General features: G+C 41.4%; 9 protein-coding genes. 8 read left to right on the top strand and 1 reads right to left on the bottom strand.

All coding sequences use genetic code 11. The features are described from left to right. Positions 1-255: 255 nt before the first annotated feature. From H5200_RS09630 to H5200_RS09615, 4 genes are all read left to right on the top strand, one after another. Complete coding sequence (locus H5200_RS09630) at positions 256-3027, top strand: TonB-dependent receptor (protein WP_182761381.1); 2772 nt, start codon at positions 256-258, stop codon at positions 3025-3027. Positions 3028-3075: 48 nt separating this feature from the next. After that, on the top strand, positions 3076-4398 hold the full coding sequence (locus H5200_RS09625; protein ID WP_182761396.1) for a metallophosphoesterase: 1323 nt from the start codon (positions 3076-3078) through the stop codon (positions 4396-4398). Positions 4399-4601: 203 nt separating this feature from the next. After that, complete coding sequence (locus H5200_RS09620; RefSeq protein WP_182739729.1) at positions 4602-5966, top strand: hypothetical protein; 1365 nt, start codon at positions 4602-4604, stop codon at positions 5964-5966. Between the two features lie 106 nt (positions 5967-6072). After that, complete coding sequence (locus H5200_RS09615; RefSeq protein ID WP_182761380.1) at positions 6073-8724, top strand: DUF2339 domain-containing protein; 2652 nt, start codon at positions 6073-6075, stop codon at positions 8722-8724. A 97-nt stretch (positions 8725-8821) separates the two neighbouring features. On the opposite strand, the gene H5200_RS09610 is transcribed toward H5200_RS09615, so the two are convergent. Further along, positions 8822-12262: a PAS-domain containing protein gene (locus H5200_RS09610; RefSeq protein ID WP_182761379.1), complete on the bottom strand. Its 3441-nt coding sequence runs from the start codon at positions 12260-12262 to the stop codon at positions 8822-8824. Between the two features lie 389 nt (positions 12263-12651). Here H5200_RS09610 and H5200_RS09605 point away from each other — a divergent pair, with 389 nt between their 5' ends. From H5200_RS09605 to H5200_RS09590, 4 genes are all read left to right on the top strand, one after another. Continuing rightward, positions 12652-12915 carry a DUF4212 domain-containing protein gene (locus tag H5200_RS09605; RefSeq protein ID WP_004586074.1) on the top strand — a complete coding sequence of 88 codons (264 nt, stop codon included), beginning with the start codon at positions 12652-12654 and terminating at the stop codon, positions 12913-12915. Between the two features lie 10 nt (positions 12916-12925). Continuing rightward, a complete protein-coding gene (locus H5200_RS09600; RefSeq protein WP_149982128.1) occupies positions 12926-14650 on the top strand; it encodes a sodium:solute symporter family protein in 1725 nt (574 codons plus the stop codon). A 119-nt stretch (positions 14651-14769) separates the two neighbouring features. Then, positions 14770-16608, top strand: coding sequence for a DUF294 nucleotidyltransferase-like domain-containing protein (locus tag H5200_RS09595; RefSeq protein ID WP_182761378.1), 1839 nt, complete (start codon positions 14770-14772; stop codon positions 16606-16608). Positions 16609-16644: 36 nt separating this feature from the next. Next, positions 16645-17268 (top strand): 3'-5' exonuclease, encoded by a 624-nt coding sequence (locus H5200_RS09590; RefSeq protein ID WP_182761377.1) that lies wholly within the window; start codon positions 16645-16647, stop codon positions 17266-17268. Positions 17269-17368 lie beyond the last annotated feature (100 nt).

The following is a 17368-nucleotide window of genomic DNA, read 5'->3' as shown; positions in this document are numbered from 1 at the left end:
TGACATATTTTTTACGTTGGCAACTTTTCAAACGGATTATTGTTGATTTTTGAATTAAAAAACCATAAAAACAGGGGGTCAAATCAGCTCATTTTGCCGTATTTAACTACTTAAAATGCCCTTACAATGGCTAATTATCAAGGACGTAACGGGTACTGACATATTTCTTTCATGATTGCCCCTTAGGGTGTTGCTGCGAGCCAAGCATGGCCAAGTAAACAATCAAAATCATTAGCAGCAACCAAGAGAACAATTATGAACCCTTTTATCAAATCGAGTATTGCATTAGCGTGTTGTGGTATTTTATATGCGACCCCAGCCTTAGCGGATGGTCGTGTGCAAGGTCGCATCACTGATGCCAGCCAAAGTGTGTATTTTGGCGGCGCGAAAGTATCGGTTAAAGAGTTAAACTTAAATACGGTAAGTAACCGCGATGGTTCTTTTTCATTTAATAAGTTGCCAGCGGGTGATTACACCCTAGTGGTTGATTACATTGGTGCCCCCTCGGTAGAACAAAAAATTACGGTGGTTGATTCACAAGTTTTTACACAACAAATTATAATTGGTGAGCAACAAGAAGCCATCGACAATATCATTGTTTATGGCCAAAGTGCTGGCCAAGCAGGCGCAATTAACCGCCAAAAAAACGCAACTAATTTAAAATCGGTAGTCAGTGCAGACTCGATTGGCCAGTTCCCTGATCAAAACGCAGCAGAAGCATTACAGCGTTTACCGGGTATTTTTATCGCTCGCGACCAAGGTGAAGGGCGATTTGTTGGTATTCGCGGTATTGATCCAAATTTAAACAACGTTACGGTTAATGGCTTAAATGTGCCGTCGCCTGAGGCCGGTGTTCGCTCTGTGGCGATGGATGTATTGCCAAGTGAACTAATTCAAAGTTTAGAAGTAAGTAAAACTGTTACCCCAGACATGGATGCCAGTGCTATTGGTGGCTCTATCGAAGTAAAAAGCTTAAGTGCCTTTGATAAAGCAGGTGAAAGCTATAGTTTTACTGCACAGGGCTCATATAACGAATTAGAGTCAAAAACTAGCCCGAAGCTTTCAGGTAGTTACACTAATGTTTATGAGCTTGATGGTGGTCTTGATCTAGGTGTAGCAACAGCTATTTCGTGGTTTAAGCGTGATTTTGGTTCACGTAATATGGAGACCGACGGTGGTTGGAGTGAATTTGATGTTGAAGATGCAGCAACTGGCGACAAGGTCTCATTATTTGGCGCTGAAGAAATTGAGCAACGCCAGTATCAAATTACCCGTGAGCGTTTAGGTGCAGCACTTAATTTAGATTTACACAGCGGCGCCACTGATAAATATTATTTACGCACACTATATAGTGACTTTTCTGATGATGAGTATCGCCAACGTAATGAGTATAAGTTTAGCGATGGCAAACTATTAGATAGCAACGAGAGCGGTGCAAACTTTAGTGGTGCAGAAATGGACCGCGATACCAAAGACCGTTATGAAGAACAAAGTATTCTTTCACTGGTACTTGGTGGTGAAAATCAATTAGATAATTGGTTTGTTGAATATAATGTTGGTTATTCTAAATCAGAAGAAAAAGAGCCAAACCGCTTAGATGTGACCTTTGCTGGTAAAGATATTGATATGGGCTACATTGCGCGCGTTGATACTCCATTATTAAGCCAATCGACTAATGCCCACGATTTAAGCCTGTTTGAGATGGATAAAATTGAAGCGGCCAATAACCTTAGTGAAGACGAAGAGCTTAGCTTTAAACTCGACTTCAGCCGTGATTTTGTGTGGCAAAATAATAATGGTGAATTTAAGTTTGGTTTTAAACATCAAAATCGCGAAAAGCGTAATGATGTAAAGGTTGCTATTTATGATGGCGACTTTTTAGATGCTCTTGGTAGCGACTTTGCCGCGCCTGCACCTGACTTTGATTTGGGAAGTTTTGGACCGGGCCTTGATCGCGGCGCGATTCAAGCCTTTGTGAGAAAAAATAAAGAGGCGTTTGCTTTCAATAGTAATGAGTCACAAGTTGAATCTGATGGTCAAAGTTATGTAAGTAATGAAGATATTACCGCCGCTTATGCGATGGTTAGCATGGATATTGATAAGTTACATGTTGTCGCGGGCGTGCGTTATGAAGGTACTAAGTTTGAAACGCAAGGTAACCAAGTTGACTTAGTAGTCGATAAAGTAAGTGATACAGAAACTGTTACCACAACGCCTTGGCAAGTAAGTAAAGATTATGACTACTTTTTACCAAGCTTAAATTTACGCTATAGCATCAGCGATAAACTAGTTACCCGTTTTGCTTACACCAATACCATCGCGCGGCCAACCTTTAGCGATTCGGCCGCTTACCAATTAATTGAAACTGAAACAGTTGAAGATGAAGGTGTAATGGTTACAGAGCGTAAAGCTGAAGTTGGTAATCCAGCTCTCGACCCTTATGAATCAATGAACTTAGACGCATCAATCGAATATTATCCTGGTTCCATTGGGGTGTTATCTGCTGGTGTTTTCTATAAAGACATCGACAACTTTATTATTCAACAAGAAGTACAAGATAACGGTGATTGGGATGGTTTTGACGAAGTAGTGCAAATGGTTAATGGCGGTAAAGCGTCATTAACGGGGATCGAGCTAAACTGGAACAAAACCTTTAAATCAGGATTTGTGCTTGGTGCAAACGGAACCTTTATTGATGCGGATGAAAAATTACCAAATCAAGCAGACACAGTGGCAAATATCATTGTGGGCTTTGAAAATCATGCTATTAGCACTCGTTTAAGCGCATCATATAAGAGTGAGAGTTTCCAGTTTGATGATGCTGATATGGCGGTTTATGAAGATAGCCACATGCAATTGGATTTCAGCAGTAAATATTACTTAAACGATAATATGAACGTGTATTTCAATGCCACCAACCTAACAGATGAGCCAATGTACTTGTATCACGGCGAAAAACGTTACAACTACCAGTACGAATCTTACGGTCGTACATTTGAGCTAGGTTTTACGTTTTCTTCTTTGTAAGGTGAACATATGAGCCTGCTTAACAGTAGGCTCATTGTTGAGGATATTATGATTAATAAAACTATTTTGTATATTGCACTAAGCGCTTGTTTAGCAACGGTTGGTTGCACAGCTCAAAGTAACAAACAAAGCAGTACTGACGTCGCAAGTACCAGTAAAAAAGCCTCCGACAAGATTGAGTTTTTAGCTTTTGGTGATGGTGGTTATCATGTTGACTATCCAAAAACTAAACACATAACCAACCCTAAAAACAAGCAACAGTTTATAGCCGCAGAGCTTGCTGATTGGTTAGAGGATTATCGCCCTCGCGATGAATTTGACCATGCACCAATATATATTTATCCAGGCACTGAGATTGCTACAGAGCAAGGGGGCGCTCAGGCTGTGGGGATCGCAATGGCAAAATTGTGTGAAACAAAAGCGTGCCAATTTGCTATTCAGCTCGGTGATAACGTATACCCTGATGGTGCCGATGCTAATGATGGTAAAGACGACCAAAAACGTTTACACGACTTAGTGTATGCGCCGCTTGAGCCATTATTTAAAGCTGAGCCTAATTTAGTGGTGTATTCCGCATTAGGTAATCATGATTGGAAAAGCTCGCGCAAAGGCGTAGCGGTACAAACGCAATGGATGGCAGAGCAAGCGAACTTTTACCTAGACGAAAAAGGCTACTATAGCTACAAAATGGGGGAGCCGGGTAACGATGTAGAATTTTTTGTGCTCGATACTAATATGTTACTGGCAGGGCAAAGTTATTATGATGTGCCGCTAAACCCAGATGGCAGTGAAGCCGATGAGCAACAAGCAATACGTGATGGCCGCGCAGATCTTGAAGTACATGACCCCCATGAAGGGCCACAAAACGATGAAGACCTAGCTCAGCTTATATGGCTTGAACAAGGCATTGCAAACTCGACTGCTAAATGGAAACTGGTTTATGGGCATCATATTTTATGGTCAATTGGGGGCACTAAATATAGTGAAGGCCACGTACTGCGTAAATTACTAATGCCAACTCTTTGCAAATATGCAGATGGTTATATTGCCGGCCACGAGCATGACTTAGAGTTACTAACCGATGATTGCTCAAAGTTTGATACCGGTAATAGCGTTGGCAAATTGCCGCTGATCATTTCTGGCGCTGCGTCTAAAATGCGTGGTAAACATACCCCGTTTGCACAGTTTCAAGAACGCCAATATCCTGAATATGATTTGCTTTGGTCAAAAAGCTTTGTATGGGGGTTTAGCCACATCAGTCTGGATAATCAAGCCAATAAGCTTGATGTGAGCTTTTATACCACGCCACGAGATTTAACGGGCAGTATTATTGATGAAGGTAGTTTTAGTTTTTCTAAACGCACTCGATAAACTTATATTTTGCATAAAAGCCAGTGTAACTACGCTGGTTTTTTGTTGTTTTAATGTGTTAAATTGTGCATTTTTTTGCATGTTTGTACATTTATTTACGGTTGCGTAAATATTTGTAAGTGGAGGTAATGCTTTGTAAATCATGGAATTATTGCTTTTGTTAATGGTCAAATTCAAACTATTAACAATAAGGAATTGATTACATGCGTGGCCCGTTATTTAAAACTGCACTAACAACCTCTTTACTTGCAACCCTAACTGCGTGCTCTGGCGATGACTCAAGCTCGAGTAAAAGTGGTTATATCCAATTATACAATGGCTCTTATAATAGCCCGTACACCCGTTTATTTATCGAAGATGCTGAACGCTCAGGCACTGATTTTGGTGGCGTTACCACTCGTCATAATTACAGTGCTAATAACTATGATGTGAGCTTTAAGTACCTTGATGCAAACGACAGTTATATAACGATCAGTGAAAAAGCAGTTTCGGTAAAAGACGACATGACCCAATTATGGGTGATGAATGGCGATTTTTCAGAGCCAACATTCAGTGAGTTAAGTTTACCAACCGGCAGTGATGAAGGGGCTATTAATTTAGGCTTCTTTAATATTGCCGGAGAAAATATTAGTTTTGATGTGTATTTAGCAAATGATGATGGCTTATTTGAAACCGCTGAGTTAATTGCATCACCACGGTATTTAAACGAACTGGCACTGCAAAGCTTTGATGAAGGATATTACACACTGTATTTAACTCAAAGCGGCAGTACTGATGTGCTATTTGAGTCTGCTTCGATTTACCTAAATGATGATGCCAGTTATGTTGCGATGATCAGATCAAGTTACGCCACTGAAGAACATGGTATTACGCTAGATCTCGTTACTTCAAGCAATACCGTAACCACGCTCAAACATCAAAATGCCCAAGGGCAATTGCGTTTTATCAATACTATTGATGATTACCCGCAAACTAGCTTTAGTGCAACGCGGGGGAGCGCAAGCAGCACTTCGCAAGTAACCGCTAATGACAGCTACTCAAACTACATTGAGCTTGCTCCAAACAGTTACAGTATTGCTATGTTAGATGAACAAGGAAATGCAATTGTTGATAACTTTTTACTAACCCTTGAGCGCGAGCAAAGTAATGTTGGTGTTTTTTATAAAGATAAAGATTACGGCCCGCGAATGATGACAGTAAAAGAAACCTTAACGCCAAGTAGCTACAGTCATAAGGTGACAGTCGTTAACTTAATTGATAGTTACGCGGGGCAAAATATTACTGACGTTGATGTGGTATTTACCCTCAATGGTGAAACCGTAGATGATGCTAAAAATATTATTGATGGCATCGATCAGTATGATCAAGAAGATCAGGTTGTCGATAATGAAATTTACACCACTTATGTGCTTTATGAAGATAATGGCCAGCAAATTGTACTCATGCAACAAGGCGATATGGACTTTAGCCAAGAAGGTAACTACATATTAATTCTTGAGCATGATGAAACAACCAGCACTGGCTATAAAATGACGCTAGAGCGAACGGTTACTGATTCGGTAGAGTAATCTTACTTTAATTTCAGCCTCGTAATAGCGAGGCTGAGATTTTTGGGTATATTTTCAATACACTTTACGTTATAAGGGAATATTAAAAGCAGTCAAGGATTGAAAAATGGACGATGTTTTAGGGCTCATAGTCATTTTATCGTTAGTTGTAGTCGCAGGCTCTATTGCCGGTTTTATTGCTTTAACGCAAATAAGTACGTTAAAGCAAGATATTGCGATGTTAAAAAAACAACTGCGTGGAGTCATGGTAGACAATACCGGGCAGCATCAAGTGTCGCTAGACATTGCTGCTAATATAACTGAGCCGCAAGTAGATCATCCGTTTACGCTAGAACAATCATCCCAAGCTGAGGCAACTTTACATCAGCAACCATCGGTAAAAAAATACGTAAACACCGCACCGACTATAATAACAACTTCTCGCCCGAAACAAGCTTCTCCCTCAGTTATTGATATTTTCTTTAGTAAATTAAAAACACAGTTCCAAGAAAATTGGATGACCTGGATTGGCGGCGTCGCGCTGGCCTTTGGTGGTATATTTTTAGCAAAATACAGTCTTGATGCCGGCTTATTATCACCAAGCTTACGACTCACCTTAGGGGGCTTATTTGGTGTCGCATTAATTGCCGGTGCCGAGTATTTACATAGAAAAGGTATTGTCTTCGAAGGCTTTAATAATTACGTGCCTGCAGCACTTGCAGGTGGCGGGTTTATTAGCTGCTTTGCATTAACGTTATTAGCTTATTCAAGCTATGCCATGTTAAGCCCAACAGTGGCGTTTGTGATGCTGGCAGTAATTGCACTGGCCGCAAGCTCTATGGCGCTGCGTTTAGGGCCTTTATTGGCCGTGCTTGGCATAGTTGGCGCTTACAGCGTGCCGATTTGGGTTAATACTGGCAGTGGTAATTTAGCTGCTTTACTGATGTACATTGGCTTTATCACTTTTGCTGCGGTATTAGTGGCGCAAAAGGTAAAACGTAATTGGCTGTGGTATTTACTATGGGCTGGGCATATTGGCTGGTATTGGGTGGCACTGAGTGTAATCAATACGCAGCAATATTGGATTGTTGGTGGTTTTGCACTGCTCTCTATTATTGGTTTAATTGCCATAGCTCGATTAGGTTTAACTTTGCGTTTATTAGAATATCGCCCACATAGTTTACAGCGATTATTAAAATTACAGCCGGATCATCCGTTATTGTTAGCGATAGTAATTCCTTTATTGCTGGCGATAATGACAGAGGCGGTGAGCTTACAATGGCAAATAGTGATGGTGTGTTTAATCGTCATGCTGTTATTTTTAGTGCTGCAAAATAGTCGTTGGGATCTTTGGCAAGGTGTGGCGTTAGTGGTTGCGATGTTATTAGTCCTTAGCCAACAACGTTATAGTGTCGATAGCAATGATCATTTGTTTGTATTTAGGGAAATGTATGGCGTAGGGTTATTACTCGCGGTTGGGCTTTGTCTATACGGGCTTTATTTTGGCGCGCGTTACTATAAACGTTTAACGTTTCATTTAGTGGCTGCGTTTAGTGTGTTTACCTTGATTGCAACGCTCTATACCATAACACCCGAGCAAGGCTTAGGCGTTGCGTATCCGCTATGGACTGTATTGTTGCTAGTAACTAGTGGTGTATTAATTAAACGCGCACAAACAGCTCACACTCAATGGCAGCAGTTTAGTTATTGGGTTGGCGCTAATGCTAATATAACTCTTTGTTTAACTATGTTATTAGCCGATAGCGGGTTAACTCTCGCACTGGCTGCTCAAGTGTTGGTTATTAGCTATCTGGTGAAACGCCATGATGTGCCTATGCCGCATTGGCCTATTAAAGTGCTGGTGGCTGTGGTGCTGGCAAGGCTAACCTTTGCACCGTGGACGGCACATTATTTTGATCTAACCATATTTTCAATGCATTGGAGCGCAATTGTGTATCCATCAGCGGTTGGGTTATTTTGGTTTGCCGCAAAACAGTGGCAACAAACAGATATGAAAATTTGGCTCGAAGGGGCTGCATTACATTGCTTAGCATTATTTATCACCACCGAGACCAGCTATCAACTAGTCGGGCATTATCCACAGCTTACTTCTTTAAGCTTTTATGAGCAGGTATTACTCAGTTGTAATTGGTTAGCACTTGGCTGCGTTTATTTGCATCGGTCACACAGCGCAGGGCAACTGGGTAAACTTTATCGCATTGCAGGGCTTGCACTTGCGGGACTCGCTGGCTTGTTGTTGATAAGTACAGCATTATATGAAAATCCACTATTTATACGCCTTTACGTTGGTGAAATGCCATTATTTAATTGGCTGTTATTAACCTGGCTCGTACCAAGTATTCTTGCACTGTGGTTGGCTAAATTAGTTAAACCACTTAATGCTAAGTTTAGCCAAATAGTACTGGGTGTATCAGGGTTATTAGCAGTGTTAGCTATTAACACATTGATCCGCCAATATTGGCAAGGCGGGTTCATTTATCTTGATAAAGCGACCAGTGACGCCGAGCTATACAGCTATTCGATCATTTGGTTATTGCTTGGCGCGTTGGTGGTCATTACCGGGCATTTAAAACAACAGTTGCTACTACAAAAAGTCGGCTTAGGCATTCTCGGCGCGGTTATCGTGAAGGTATTCTTAATTGATATGGCAAGCCTAACCGGCTTGCTCAAAGCTGTATCATTTATTGGTTTAGGCCTGTCGCTCGTTGGCCTAAGCTGGCTGTTTCAAAAGCTCAGGAGTAAAGCACCAGCGGGGTAATTTAACTCAAGCAGTACACCCAATAAGATTGTTGGGTGTACTTAGTTATGTTGTTTAACGCCAATCTGTTCTAATCTTTTGCCTAGCGCCTTTCCCTTCACGTACTATGGTTTAGCAGTGCTTTTAATTTCCCTGGCTTGATTGGTTTAGACAAATAATGAATATCAGCGGCTTTAGTCGCTTGTTTTAGCTCTACGTCGCGTACTGCGGTGATTAAAATTGCCGGCACATTGGTTTGCCAAATTTCCCGCAGGGCTTTAATTAATGTAATACCATCGTGTTCATGGCCTAACTGATAATCCATTAATATTACATCCGGTGCGCTGTGTTCATTTGCGTATGCGAGTACGCCTTCAACTTGATCAAACAACTGATAATTAGCTTGCCACTTTTGTAATAAACTGGCCATGGCGTTTAGGTTTTCAGGGTCGTCATCAACGGCAACGATATTCATTGCAGAGCGCTCTTCAAACAAGCTATTGGTAACGTGTTTTTGCTGAACAAATTGGCTTTCGCCATAAGGGACTTCAATACTAAAGCAGCTACCTCTTTGCGGGGTTGAGCGCACATCTAAGCGAATCGACAGTAAATCTACCATACGCTTTACTACGCTAAGGCCAAGGCCAACGCCTTTATTGTCAGAGGCCTCTACGCGGTAGAAGTCGTTAAATATTTTTGCTTGCTCTACCTCGCTAATGCCAGGGCCGGTGTCCCACACTTCAATGCGCAGGTGATGTTTGCGTTTACGACAGGCTACTAATACTTTGCCCGTATTGGTGTATTTAACTGCATTTGATACTAAGTTCTGCACAATTCGCCGTAGATAGGTGATATCACTGTGGACAATATGCTGTCCGCTGCGCACTGTGAGCTTGAGGCCTTTTTCGCTTGTTAAAATGGCGTATTCATTGCGCAGTGGTGCGAGGATATCATCAATACTAAAATGGCGAGGGGTGGGGGTCATCGCACCTTGTTCAAGTTTGGCAATTTCTAATAGGGCTGACATTAAATGCACTGTTGAATCGAGGCTGGCACCGAGCTTTTCGAAGTTATTGATATTATTATCAGCGAGGGATTTTTCATCTATCGCAGCAAGGTATAAACGGGCGGCGTTGAGCGGTTGCAAAATATCGTGACTTGCTAAAGCTAAAAAGCGGGTTTTACTGTCATTGGCTTGCTCTGCTTCTCGTTTTGCTAAAGTGAGTGCTTGCTCTGTTTGTACGCGGCTTTCTATTTGTGCTTCGAGATCTTTATTGATAGTTCGAATTTCTTGGGTACGCGCTTCAATACGATTTTCCAAATCCATATTCACTTCTTCAAGTGCATTTTGTGTGGCAATGTGAGTGGTAATATCTGAAAAGCTAGTAACAAAGCCGCCATCAGGCAGTGGGTTACCGATCATTTCGTACACTAGGCCGTTACGACGGTGACGGATAAAGTGATGCGAACTACCATTTTTTAAATGTTGCACGCGCTTTTCTACTTGGCGTTCTATTTCACCAGGGCCACATTCGCCGCGCTCGGCATTGTAACGAATAATTTGCTCAATCGGTTGTCCTACTTCTAAAAATCCTGTTGGGTAATTAAACATTTCTGCGTAGCGCTTATTCCACGCAACAAGATTAAGCTCTTTATCAACAACTGAAATACCATGACTGAGATTCTCTAAAGAGGTGAACAACAGGTTTTGGTTAAACTGTAGTGCTTGCGTTGTTTCATCAAAAAAGTTAACCACTTCTTCAAATGCCATACGCTTGCCCGATGCTACCGTGTGGATCAAAGCTTGCGCTGAAGAGGCGCCTAATACACCAGTCAAGGCGCGTTCGCAGTAAGCTATAAACTCAGGGTCGGGGTGAGTGTTATTGTCTCCGAGTTGGTGAGTTAGTGAAAAATGCGTCAATACTTGTTGGCTACGCTGGACTCCTAAAAAGGTTTGTAACAGTACTTTAAAATCGTATACCGTGGCTTTCACGTTTTTGTTTAAACGTCTTGCAAGTACTGCTTGCTCCTTGGGATTAACGAATGCTGCAGCTTGAATTTTATCAATTAACCGCTCATCAGCTCCCAGTGAAAAACTAATATAACAGCCAATATTGGCAAATAAAGCGATCAGTGTGCCGCGGGTAATAAGGGTTTGTTGTAGTTCGGTGTCAAGTGTATTACCTGCATCTAAAATAGGTAACATTAAAAATAATATCCAACAAATCAACCCCGCTAATAAACCAGCATAAACACCGTAGGCATGGCCTTTGCGCCAGTATAGGCCGCCCACAATGGCCGGTAATAATTGCGTTACTAAAGAAAATGCCACTAATCCCATGCTGGCAAGTGCTTTGCCGTGACCAAACCATTGCTGATAAAAATACGATAAGATCAAAATACCGGCGATGGTAAAACGTCTTACCAGTAATATTTGTGGCTTATAACTGCTGGTGATCAGGTTGCGTTTGAATTTACGTCGCAGCATCAGCGGTAATACCACATCATTTGAGATCATAGTACTTAGGGTCAAAGTGGCAACCACAATCATCGCAGTCGCCGCAGATATTCCGCCAATAAACACAAACGTGGTAAGCAATGCATTGTCATTCATTAATGGCAGTGCCAATACAAAACTATCAGGAGAGAAGCTATTGCCGATCTGTGGATGAATAGCTGCGGTGGCTATTGGTAAAATCATTGCTGCCGTCAGCAGTAAATACAGTGGAAATGCCCAACGAGCGGTAAATAGGTGACGTTTGTCTTGGTTATCAACCACAGTAACGTGAAATTGTCGTGGCAAACAGATGATTGCAGCAGCGGCCATCAGTGATTGGCCAATAAAGTTAAAGCTTAAAAAGTTAAAATTATTCCAATGTTGCCATAAAGATTCTTTTATTTGTCCTTCATTAGCAGTGGGTAAATTATACAAAGTGTACACCGCCAAAGCCGCCACTGCTACTAATGCCAGTAGTTTTATCATTGATTCAAATGCGACTGCGAGCATTAATCCTGAACGGTATTCGGTTACATCAACTTTACGGGTGCCAAAAAATATTGCGAACATTGCCATGATCAGGGTGGCAGAAAGCGCGACCATTGAACCCGATATTTTATTGTCACTTTGTAGTAGTAAGAAGCTGTTGCTCAGTGCCTTTAACTGTAAGGCGATATAAGGAATAGTTGCTAGTAGCGCAATCATAGTCACCATAATGGCGGTGGTTTGACGCTTACCATAACGGGCAGAGATAAAATCGGCTATGGTGGTGATATTTTGTTTTTTACTCACTAGTACCAGTTTGCGCAAAAATCCTTGTCCGAAAAAAAACAACAGTGCAGGACCAAGTAGAATGGGTAAATAACTCCAACTGCTGGTAGCTGCAGTACCAACAGAGCCGTAATAAGTCCACGAAGTACAGTAAATACCCAGCGAAAAGGAGTAAACAAAAGGGTGATGGCTAATTCGTTTTGCCAGCGGTGTGGTTTTATCGCCCCAGTTTGCTAGCCAAAACAATATGCCAATGTACGCTAAAGCGACAAAAATTAGTGCAGCAGTCATGTTTTTATTCAATTTTTATTATGTTATTGCACACCATACCAGAAGTTTTCACTATTTTGAGCTGTCAATTTTTGTGAGTATTCTGAAAATAAACATATTTATTTGATATATATGAGAAATTTAATGTTTTATTGATGTATTAGACTAATGTCGCAAGTGTGCAATATAACCTGGATGAATAGTTAAAATCACCGAGTGGAAAGACTTAACATTATGATAGAAAACGTTTTTTACTTTTTTGTAACAAGCGCTTCAGTACAGTTTACGTAAACGTTAACTTGTTGTTACGACTATGGTCTCAATTCAATATTGTTCAGGCATTGCTAAGTTTATAGCCGAGAATAAATCGAACACATCACTTTTTACAGATGTTAAAGAGGAAATAAAAAATGGCTTTTAAAGATGAAGAACAAGCAAAAGCTTATTGGGCGGAAAACATTTCACTGCTGTTTAAATTATTAGCAGTTTGGTTTGTCGTGTCGTTTGGCTTTGGCATATTACTGGTTGATGTACTTAATGAAGTGCGTTTCTTTGGGTTTAAACTTGGCTTCTGGTTCTCCCAGCAAGGCGCGATTTACACCTTTGTGGCTTTGATTTTTGTGTACGTTTTCAAAATGAATACGTTAGATAAAAAATACGGCGTAGACGAATAGGAGCTAAGCAATGGATGTTCAAACACTCACGTTTATAATTGTCGGGTTGAGCTTCGCGCTTTATATCGGCATTGCAATTTGGGCCCGAGCAGGCTCAACAAAAGAGTTTTATGTAGCAGGTGGTGGTGTTCCGCCTCTGGCTAATGGTATGGCAACAGCCGCTGACTGGATGAGTGCTGCGTCATTTATCTCAATGGCGGGTATCATCTCTTTTGCAGGGTATGATGGCGGCGTTTACTTAATGGGGTGGACCGGTGGTTATGTACTACTTGCTATGTGTTTAGCACCTTACTTACGTAAATTCGGCAAGTTTACTGTGCCAGACTTTATCGGCGACCGTTACTATTCACGCACCGCGCGTTTAGTGGCAATCTTATGTGCCATCTTCATTTGTTTTACGTACATTGCAGGGCAAATGCGTGGTGTAGGCGTTGTATTCTCACGTTTCTTAGAAGTTGAAATTGAAACTGGCGTTTACATTGGTATGGTTATTGTCTTCTTCTATGCGGTACTCGGTGGTATGAAGGGCATTACTTATACCCAAGTAGCACAGTACTGTGTACTGGTATTTGCTTACCTTGTTCCTGCCATCTTTATCTCTATGATGATGACGGGTCACTTCTTCCCACAAACAGGCTTTGGCGCGACATTAATTGGCAGCGATGGTGTATACGTACTTGATAAACTGGACGGTTTAAGTGCTGAACTTGGCTTTGCACAATACACTGAAGGCTCTAAGAGCATGATTGATGTGTTTGCTATTACTGGTGCCTTAATGGTTGGTACTGCCGGTCTTCCTCATGTAATCGTACGCTTTTTCACTGTACCTCGCGTTAAAGATACGCGTATTTCAGCGGCATGGACTTTAGTATTCATTGCGATAGTTTACACAACAGCACCAGCGGTTGCAGCATTTGCCCGTGTTAACATGATTGATACCATAAATGGTAAAGACGGAAGTGGTACTGAATACGCTGAAGCACCAGTATGGGTAAAAAATTGGGAAAGAACGGGCTTAATCACTTTTAATGATAAAAACGGTGATGGCAAAATGTTCTACACAGCAGGTAAAATTGATGATCCAAACAGCGCTAACGAAGTTAACGTTGACCGCGACATCATGGTACTTGCTAACCCTGAAATTGCTAACTTACCAGCATGGGTCGTGGCACTTGTGGCCGCCGGTGGTATTGCTGCTGCATTATCAACAACAGCAGGGTTACTGTTAGTTATTTCGACTTCGGTATCGCATGATTTACTTAAGCGGACCTTAAAACCAGACATTAGCGATAAACAAGAGTTACTCGCAGCGAGGTTGGCAGCCATGGTTGCGATTGTTATCTCCGCTTACTTTGGTATTAATCCACCTGGATTCGTGGCGTCGGTGGTGGCATTTGCATTCGGCTTGGCCGCAGCAAGTTTCTTCCCGGCGATCATTATGGGTATCTTCTCTAAGAAGATGAATAAAGAAGGTGCGGTTCTAGGTATGGTTACAGGTATTACCTTTACTGCGGCATATATCATCTTCTTCAAGTTCATCAGCCCAGAACTAAATAGCCCTGAGCATTGGTTCTTAGGTATTTCACCAGAAGGTATTGGTCTAGTTGGTATGCTTATTAACTTTGCAGTTGCTGCAATCGTGGTTAAGTTTACCGCTGATACACCGCTTGAAATTCAAGAAATGGTTGAAGGCATTCGTAATCCTAAAGGGTCTAGTGAAGCTCACGCTCACTAACAACGCTGATACTCTATTAATTAATATTGATAGATCCAAAAGCCCGACTTAAGTCGGGCTTTTTATTTACCGTTGATAGCAGTACAGTGATCGTACGATTGTTTTTTGCGAGTAGACAAATGAATAATGAGCAACAGGAAGTCGCCCAGTTTGTGCTAGCACAAATGCCATTTAGCGACCTTGATAGCAGCGCAACAGATTACTTTGTAAAACATCTCGATGTTATTTATCTAACCCGTGAAAACCAAACGCAATGGCTGCAATCAGCCTCACCTAAGCTGTTTTTAATTCGCTCTGGTTTGTATGACTTAGTGGATGCAAAAGGCGATGTGATCACTCGTTTAGCACAAGGCGATTATTTTGGCTTTCCTTCACTGCTGACCGGCGAGGCAATTCAAAACCGTTTAGAAGTGCAAAAAGAGGGCATAGTTTATATGCTCAACCAAGATGCTTTCGACTACTTACGCCGTGAATATAAAACGTTTGAGCAGTATTTTGTTCGCGCGCATGCAAATCGGCTGCTTTCTTCACATTATAAAAGCCAAAACGATAGTTGGTCTGAACGTAAGATATCTGAACTGATGTCACGTAAAGCGGTCACTTTGTCGCCTGATGCAAGTATTCGCCAAGCAGCTAAAAAAATGAAAGAGCACGGCGTTTCGTCGATTATGGTGACAGAATTTGAACGCTTGGTTGGTGTGGTTACAGATCGCGATTTACGCAACCGGGTATTAGCCGATGAAATCGATCCCAAACAAGCGGTTAGCACTATCATGAGTGTCAAACCCAAGTTTATTTTTGAAAATAACCGTGTTTTTTCAGCGCTGCATTTAATGCTCAAACATAATATTCACCATTTACCAGTGTTGGATGAACACCATAAAGCGTTGGGCATGATCACCAGCACTGACTTATTACGTCAGCAAAAGAGCGATCCCGTTCAATTGATTGGCCGTATTTATAAAGCTCATAGTGTCGCAGATTTAAAGCGTTATGCGGCAGAAGTACCTAAATTATTGCGGAGCTTTTCTCATAATATTGATGATATATCGTTGATAGGTAAATTACTCAGTGGTTTAACTGATGCGTTAACCTCACGACTAATATATTTATTCCAAGAAGAGTGCGGTGCCGCTCCTACTAGCTTTAGTTTTATTTGTTTTGGCTCTCAAGCGCGTGAAGAGCAAACCTTGCATTCTGATCAAGATAACGGCTTATTACTACCTGATGACTTAAGCGAGCAACATCAAGATTACTACCGCCGGATGGGGGAGTTTGTTTGCGAACAGTTGGTTGAGTGCGGTATTAAACGCTGCCCAGGTAATATTATGGCAAGCAGCGAATTATGCAGAATGAGTATATCGGATTGGTGTGAGCGCTTTTTTAACTGGATCAAAAGCCCGACACCTGAAGCAATGCTCAACTGTAAAATATTTTTTGATTTACGTTTTATTGAAGGCTCAACGGCACTTTACACTGCATTTTGTGAGCAACTAACCCGAATTTCTCGCAACGAATTATTTTACGCCGCAATGGCAACGGATATTAAATCGAATTCTGTGCCGATAGGGTTATTTAATCAATTCAAGTTAGAAAAAGATGCTAAGCAACATAGATACATTGATTTGAAAAAGCGTGGTGTGGTTATCATCAATGACATTGTGCGCTTGTATGCGTTAAAAGCAGGCATACGCCGAGCAAACACCCAAGAGCGCTTAGATGCATTGCTGAAACACTCATTGTTAAGTAATCACGATGTATATAATTTGAAAGACTGCTGGCGATTTTTAACTCAATTACGTTTACGTACACAAATAAATGAAGAAGGACTACCGAGTAACTGTATTAATCCAGATAGGTTAAACTCGCTAGAGCGCCATCAATTAAAAGAAGCGTTTTATTTACTCAAGCTCGCACAACAAGCTGCGGCATTTAAGTTTGCTCGTGGAAGTTTATAAATATGTGTTTTGCTATGAATAAGGTGGACAAGCTAAGTGGTTAAACGTTGGTTGAGTCGCTATTTTGCGCGTAAGCAATTACTTGCTCAAAGTGCACTAGTACAGCGCTATATAGTAATTGATTTAGAGCTGACTGGACTGGATCCAAAACTGCATGAAATCGTCTCGATTGCGTGGGTGTTGATAGAAAAGCAATGCATTAAATTGAGCCAAGCTCAGCACGCCATAAATAAAGAAGTGCTGCGCCTTGAGCAAAGTCCTGTTTATCATGGAATTGCCCAGCAAGATGTCGCTAATGGAAAAAGCTTAGCGGCTATTTTAGCTAAGCTAAGCGCTCATTTTTCGGATGCTATTTTGGTGTTTCATAATGCTACTTTAGATTGGGGATTTTTAAAGCAGGCATTTCAAGCACATAATATTGATGTGCAGCCTTTATTGATTATTGATACTTTTCAGATTGAAAAAAAGCGCCTGCACCAACAAGGCTATGAAATAGGCTTAGACGATTTAACTCTCAGTGCCTGCAGGGCGCGGTATGAGCTACCTCATTATGGTTGCCATCATGCACTTACCGATGCCATGGCTACCGCTGAATTACTGTTAGCACAATGCCATCAAATTAGCCGTGGCAATGAACTAAAGTTGGCTGAGTTGGTTTAAACCTAACGCTGATTAATTACACTCTACCGTTCTCATTATTATTAATATATATCCTAGCTGAACAACTGTTTTAATTGTTAACTATATCGCGCCGTAAGTA

This window comes from Pseudoalteromonas sp. SG43-7, from assembly GCF_014164295.1.
In the GTDB taxonomy this organism is placed as follows: Bacteria; Pseudomonadota; Gammaproteobacteria; order Enterobacterales; family Alteromonadaceae; genus Pseudoalteromonas; species Pseudoalteromonas rhizosphaerae.
The sequence above is the reverse complement of the archived record's forward strand: the minus strand, read 5'-3'. Positions and strand labels throughout refer to the sequence as shown.

Excerpts from the sequence above, each read along its gene's own strand:
- H5200_RS09625 (WP_182761396.1), top strand. The coding sequence starts at position 3,076 with ATGATTAATAAAACTATTTTGTATATTGCACTAAGCGCTTGTTTAGCA.
- H5200_RS09595 (WP_182761378.1), top strand. The coding sequence starts at position 14,770 with ATGAATAATGAGCAACAGGAAGTCGCCCAGTTTGTGCTAGCACAAATG.
- H5200_RS09630 (WP_182761381.1), top strand. The coding sequence starts at position 256 with ATGAACCCTTTTATCAAATCGAGTATTGCATTAGCGTGTTGTGGTATT.
- H5200_RS09620 (WP_182739729.1), top strand. The coding sequence starts at position 4,602 with ATGCGTGGCCCGTTATTTAAAACTGCACTAACAACCTCTTTACTTGCA.
- H5200_RS09600 (WP_149982128.1), top strand. The coding sequence starts at position 12,926 with ATGGATGTTCAAACACTCACGTTTATAATTGTCGGGTTGAGCTTCGCG.
- H5200_RS09605 (WP_004586074.1), top strand. The coding sequence starts at position 12,652 with ATGGCTTTTAAAGATGAAGAACAAGCAAAAGCTTATTGGGCGGAAAAC.
- H5200_RS09610 (WP_182761379.1), bottom strand. The coding sequence starts at position 12,262 with ATGACTGCTGCACTAATTTTTGTCGCTTTAGCGTACATTGGCATATTG.
- H5200_RS09615 (WP_182761380.1), top strand. The coding sequence starts at position 6,073 with ATGGACGATGTTTTAGGGCTCATAGTCATTTTATCGTTAGTTGTAGTC.